The organism is Candidatus Komeilibacteria bacterium CG_4_10_14_0_2_um_filter_37_10, assembly GCA_002793075.1.
In the GTDB taxonomy this organism is placed as follows: Bacteria; Patescibacteriota; Patescibacteriia; order UBA1558; family UBA1558; genus UM-FILTER-37-10.
Genome location: PFPO01000036.1, coordinates 1 through 5283 on the forward strand (window position 1 = coordinate 1; position 5283 = coordinate 5283).

The 5283-nt window shown below is 31.7% G+C and carries 7 protein-coding genes; all 7 read right to left on the reverse strand.

Translation table 11 applies throughout. The features are described from left to right. Positions 1–747, reverse strand: a 747-nt coding sequence (locus COX77_01880) for a hypothetical protein (GenBank protein PIZ99304.1), incomplete at its 3' end; no start/stop codon positions are given. A 282-nt stretch (positions 748–1029) separates the two neighbouring features. Continuing rightward, positions 1030–1458 (reverse strand): hypothetical protein, encoded by a 429-nt coding sequence (locus COX77_01885; GenBank protein PIZ99305.1) that lies wholly within the window; start codon positions 1456–1458, stop codon positions 1030–1032. 56 nt (positions 1459–1514) lie between these two features. Then, the gene (locus COX77_01890; protein PIZ99306.1) at positions 1515–2462 is read right to left on the reverse strand and encodes a hypothetical protein; all 948 of its coding nucleotides are present in this window, start codon (positions 2460–2462) and stop codon (positions 1515–1517) included. A 51-nt stretch (positions 2463–2513) separates the two neighbouring features. Continuing rightward, on the reverse strand, positions 2514–2696 hold the full coding sequence (locus tag COX77_01895) for a hypothetical protein (protein PIZ99307.1): 183 nt from the start codon (positions 2694–2696) through the stop codon (positions 2514–2516). A 204-nt stretch (positions 2697–2900) separates the two neighbouring features. Beyond that, positions 2901–3128, reverse strand: a complete 228-nt coding sequence (locus COX77_01900) for a hypothetical protein (protein ID PIZ99308.1) — start codon at positions 3126–3128, stop codon at positions 2901–2903. A 237-nt stretch (positions 3129–3365) separates the two neighbouring features. Then, a complete protein-coding gene (locus tag COX77_01905) occupies positions 3366–4079 on the reverse strand; it encodes a hypothetical protein (protein PIZ99309.1) in 714 nt (237 codons plus the stop codon). Between the two features lie 194 nt (positions 4080–4273). Then, positions 4274–5242, reverse strand: coding sequence for a hypothetical protein (locus COX77_01910; GenBank protein ID PIZ99310.1), 969 nt, complete (start codon positions 5240–5242; stop codon positions 4274–4276). Positions 5243–5283 lie beyond the last annotated feature (41 nt).

A 5283-nucleotide genomic window follows, 5' to 3' on the forward strand; every position in this document is an offset into this window, starting at 1 on the left:
ATGATATATAACTAGCCAACCATCGCTAGTTTCGATCGGTGGAACACCTGGGCCAATTTTAGCGATTGAACGGTGTGATGGTGACATTAATAAGCGGTGATCGGTCCAGTTTTTTAAATTAAGCGACGAGGCAATCCAAATACCAGGAATTTCCGGTAAATTTTTAACGTCACAAGGTAATCCCTCGTTTATATACTTTTCATAGGGTCCTGCAAACCATTCTTGTGACCAATAATTAGGTCGATGTAATATATAATAACGTCCATTAATCTGACGCGGAAATAGAACAATATCCTTATTATCGGAATTTGGTGGAGAAATAATACCTAAATTTTCATAAGACAAAAAGTCGACTGTTTTTAGCAATGCGGTTGTGGTTTCTAATGGCAAAAAACGTTCAATCGATTGCCCGTCTTTCATGATACGTTTTGCTACCGCTACGTAAGTAACATAATAATCGTCACCGATTTTTGTAACCCTCGGATCTTCAGTTGCCCATTGATCAAATATCTCTTTCGGGCCAAAAACTGGCTCTGATGAAACTCGTTGAAAATGTATCCCGTCACTACTTTTGGCTAAACCAAAATGTGAAATATATGATTCTTGCTCACCAACAGCTCGGTATAAGAGATATATCTCTTTACCAAATTTAGTTACCCCAGGATTAAAAACACCTTCACGTTCCCAAAGTAAATTATTATCTGGTGATAAGATCGGATTACTGACATTTCGCGTTAATTTGAACATAGTTTATATTCCTATATAATTTTATCATAACAATTTAAACGGTATTAAACAAGCAATTGAATTGATAGAAAAAATTCACTAAACTGTTAAATTAAAAAATCAGCTCCCCTCGAGCTGACTTTATTGTATATTTAGTGGCGTAAGCTGGCAATTTTTTTATTCATATATTCTGCTGTTTTCTTTGTTATCATTATAGCATTTATTTTTTATTTTTTTCTTACTTTACTATTTACATTATCTTAATTCGTATTAACTCACTTAATAAATAAGCTATTAAGTATTTTATTTTGATTTTAAAATTTTCAAATATCTTTTAAGCTCATCTTTAAATATCTTCTCATTACTCAACTTTATCGCTTTCTTATAATAATTAATGGCTAATCTAGATTTATTCAGAGCACGATAATAATTTCCATAATTAAATAAAATAATTGAATCATTATTTTGCTTTTTATTCGCTAAATCTAAATATTTTTTTGCTAAAATAAATTTAGCCTGATGTAAATATATTAAATAAATCTTAGACAAAATTTGTAAATTCTCAGGACTCTTCTCGATATATTTACGAAGTAATCTCCGACAAATTAATAAGGAATTAACCCAAAGTTTATTTTTCCTTTTCTTATCAGCTAAAAAAAGTGCTTGTTGATCTAAATCCCAAGCTTTCTTCAATAAGTGCGAATCAACTTTATTTTTTAACAACTGAGTCATAATAGTTGAATTATATAAATAAAAAGCAGAAATTACAAATAATTTCAGCCTTACTTCTATTCTTTACTAAATAACAAATCGATAATAGCTGAGAAAATAGGAAGGCCTGTTATATTTTCAATCCAAGCCCACTGACCATTAGGATTCAATTCAAGGAAATAATATTCATCCTTAGGTGTCAAAATAAGATCAATAGCACCAAATTTCAAGCCATAATAATTTACAATTTTAATACACATCTCTTTAATATAATCAGGAAGATTGAATGGGTAATGGGGCGTATGGTCTAAATCATAATGCCTCCAATCATCCTTGGTTTTTTCGTTTGCCTGAGATTCAATAGCACATGCAAAAACCTTTTTATCTACAACAGTAACCCGTAATTCAATCTTCTTTGGTATATATTCTTGAAAAGTAGCCGGCGCTAATTCTAAATCATTAATCCTCAAATCATCAAAAGAGATAGGGTTTGTATAAATCATTTTCCAACCATCACTCGACTCAAAATGACTCGTAAAAACTGGCTTAACAATCGCATGGTCAAACATTTTACAAAATAGACGAGCTTCGTATGGATTATTAGTAATTAATGTCTGCGGATATAAAAAACCAAATTCACGAGCGATAAATGATTGATGCCACTTATGATTTGCTTCCCTTATCTTCGATGGTTCATTAACCCAAAGAGCCCAATTCATTCCATTCCATAGAGCTTTTAACATATTCCAACATTCATCAAGGGCATATTTTCTAGCAGTACTATTTTTAATAACATTCGCTATTATTGGATCAATTGGTCGACGATACCAGACACTTGAAAAATTTCGTAACAAATATTTGGTGCCCTCTATTTCTATAGAGGGGCTGTCGGATAATATGATTGAGGTTAACATCGGAAAATCTTCTGTATTAAAACGAACTATATGTTTCTTTTTGCTTTCAGTTAAACGGTTATAAAGAAACTCAACATGATCATCTCTGCTTTGCGTTATTATAAGTATCATTATTCTCTCCTTTTAGAAAAAGAGACGATGATTGTCGTCTCTTTAATTTTGTTAATCATAATCGACGTTAGCGTCTTCGCTTGCTGGACCACCGCCCGTAGTGCCACCACTATCACGAGCAGTTGCACCACTTGCAGAATTGCTTTTTGGTAATGGCTCGGCTAATCCAAAAGTCAAAGGTACCCTATCAATTTCTATCTGATCATCAACATTATTAAGATTGACATTTTTCATACTATCTCCTTTACTTATTGTTATATGTTAAAGATCTACTATTAATATAGATCCTTTCTTTAGGGCTGTCAACAGCTAAAAAATCAGCTCCCCTCGAGCTGACTTTATTGTGTATTTAGTGGCGTAAGCTGGCAATTTTTTTACCACTACTCTTGCGATGTTTTTTATCAGCAACTTTTTTCTTTTTATACATAGAATTAATATTTATTTGTTTATTAATAATTTAAGATCTTGAATTAACTCGGGGAATGTTGGTTGTAGAAAATGACCGCGATCGGTAAATTCAATAAACCGAGCTGCCGGTATAAATTTTTGATACTTAATAAAATCAATTGGTGGTACTATGGGATCGTCTTTACTAAAATATATATTTATATTTTTAACTTGTTCAACTAATTTTGTTGTACTATCTGGTAATATAAAATCAGCCATTTTATAATCACTGTCTTGAGCATCAAAACATGGTGCTACCAGTAAAACAGCTTTAATCTTTACTGGTAAAACGTTTTCTGCAAAAGGATGACCCTGTTTTAAATAATTTATCTAGATCATTAGCCAACGATATAGCAGGGCATTGTGGAGGTTGTTAGAACTATTATACAACAACATGCGGGATATATTTACGTACCAGATTTAAAATATTTATTTGCTAATAATTAACCAGTACAGTTATACTGACCATTTATTAGGTAAGGCACCGTTCGATATACTGTAAATATATTTGACTATTTTTTTTAGGGAATTTAGTCTATTTCTACTATTAATTATTGCGGAGTACTCTCTAATTAGACCAGCAAATTTTTTATCTTTTTTAAAAATCTTATTTAGCATTTCTCTTGGCTGAGTAAGTGTAATATTGTTCAACTTACAAAATAATTCCACGGAATTATCAATAATTAATTGGGCATCTAAAGTAAAAGCAAAAATGTTTTTAGTTTTATAATCACGAATGGCTTCACCTAGAAAATCATCCAAAGAATATTTATGCATCAATACTTCACTTTTAGAATATTTTATTTTTGATTGCAAAACAATTTTTGATTTTTTCATTAACATTATAACTGCACCTGTCTTAGCCAAAACTAATTTACTATTATAAATCATATTGGCCACCGGTCGACGCAAATTATTTTTTTCATTTTCTAAATATTTCTCTAATTCTAGCACTGAGTCAAATAAAATATCAATCCTCTGGCCTTTATATATAAAATTTTCTCGATAATGCTGCGGCTTTTTCTTGGTAATAATATAAAAATCAATATCTGAATTCTCATCTTCTTGACCTCGAGCAGCTGATCCAAATGCTAAATAACCAATATTATTTAAATTGGTTTGATAATGACTTATAAGTTCTGAATATATTTGTTCAATTTTTTTATTCATAATATAAAAATAAAAAGCTAAGGATAGTATAATACTTTATCCTTAGCTTTACAAATTAACTAATAACTTAACTGCAGTTGCTTTGTTGTCTGCACGTGCATACAATCACTACCTTCGGCAAAGCTTTAATTGTTAAATTTGTCAGCTTCTTTTTGGTCTTAGGCATTTTTATCACCTCCTTATTAGATCTTTGTTTATAATTGTGTACTAATCTGTTCAAGAAGAAGTCTATACGTCATCGTTTTATACAATTCACACATTCTATCTAGTTTCATAGAGTTAATCTCTGCTGCATATTCCTGCGTAATCTGACAACCACCATTGCACTGACACTCAATAGGACAATCTTGACACATTTTCATTTGACCAGTTTGTCTATTCTTTACCAAGTTATAATATGTACCATCTACTAAAAGAGATTGGCCAAACGAATCCAAATTACCGAGAATAGTATTGCTATATCCGCACATAAATATTTCTCTTGAAGGACTTACACAAATACTATTACCCTTAACACCCCCACAAAAACCAACGTCATCAGTTAAAACTGATAAACTTAAATTTTCATAAGGCCGAGACCAAAACCCAGCAATCTGAATTTTTCTCTGCTTAGCATATTTCCATAATAACATTAATTTATCTGCAACCTCCGCCACCGGGATATTGATGGCACCAACCACATCAATATCAATCCTTAGATCAGTCATTTTTCTTTCAACCGCCCAATCAATAATCTCAGTTAAAATATATTGAAAATTCCTCTCGTTAATTGTTATAGAAATCCCCTCTATTGGATAACCTACAAGCTCCAAATTCCTAAAGCCGTTAACAATTAAATCAAAGGTTTCTTCTCCAGAAGACGTTAGTCTTACCAAATTATTGGCTTTTGCAAGTCCATCTAAACTAGAAGCTATTTCAACGCCATAGCGCTTAAGGTTCTCAGCTATTTCTGCAGTTAGAAGAGAAGCGTTTGTGTTCAAAGTAAGCCGTAATTCAAATTCATCAGAATAAGTTGCTTTGATGTATCTGAGTGACATTTCAATTACTTTCCAATTTAGCAATGGCTCACCACCACCAAAATTTATAGCACCATCTTTTTTTCCGTGCAATCGTAGAAGGGAAATATATTTATCAATTGCTTCCTTAGCTGTCTCAAAACCCATAATCTTTTTTTTCGATAACCGATCGGAGTTTGATAAATTTG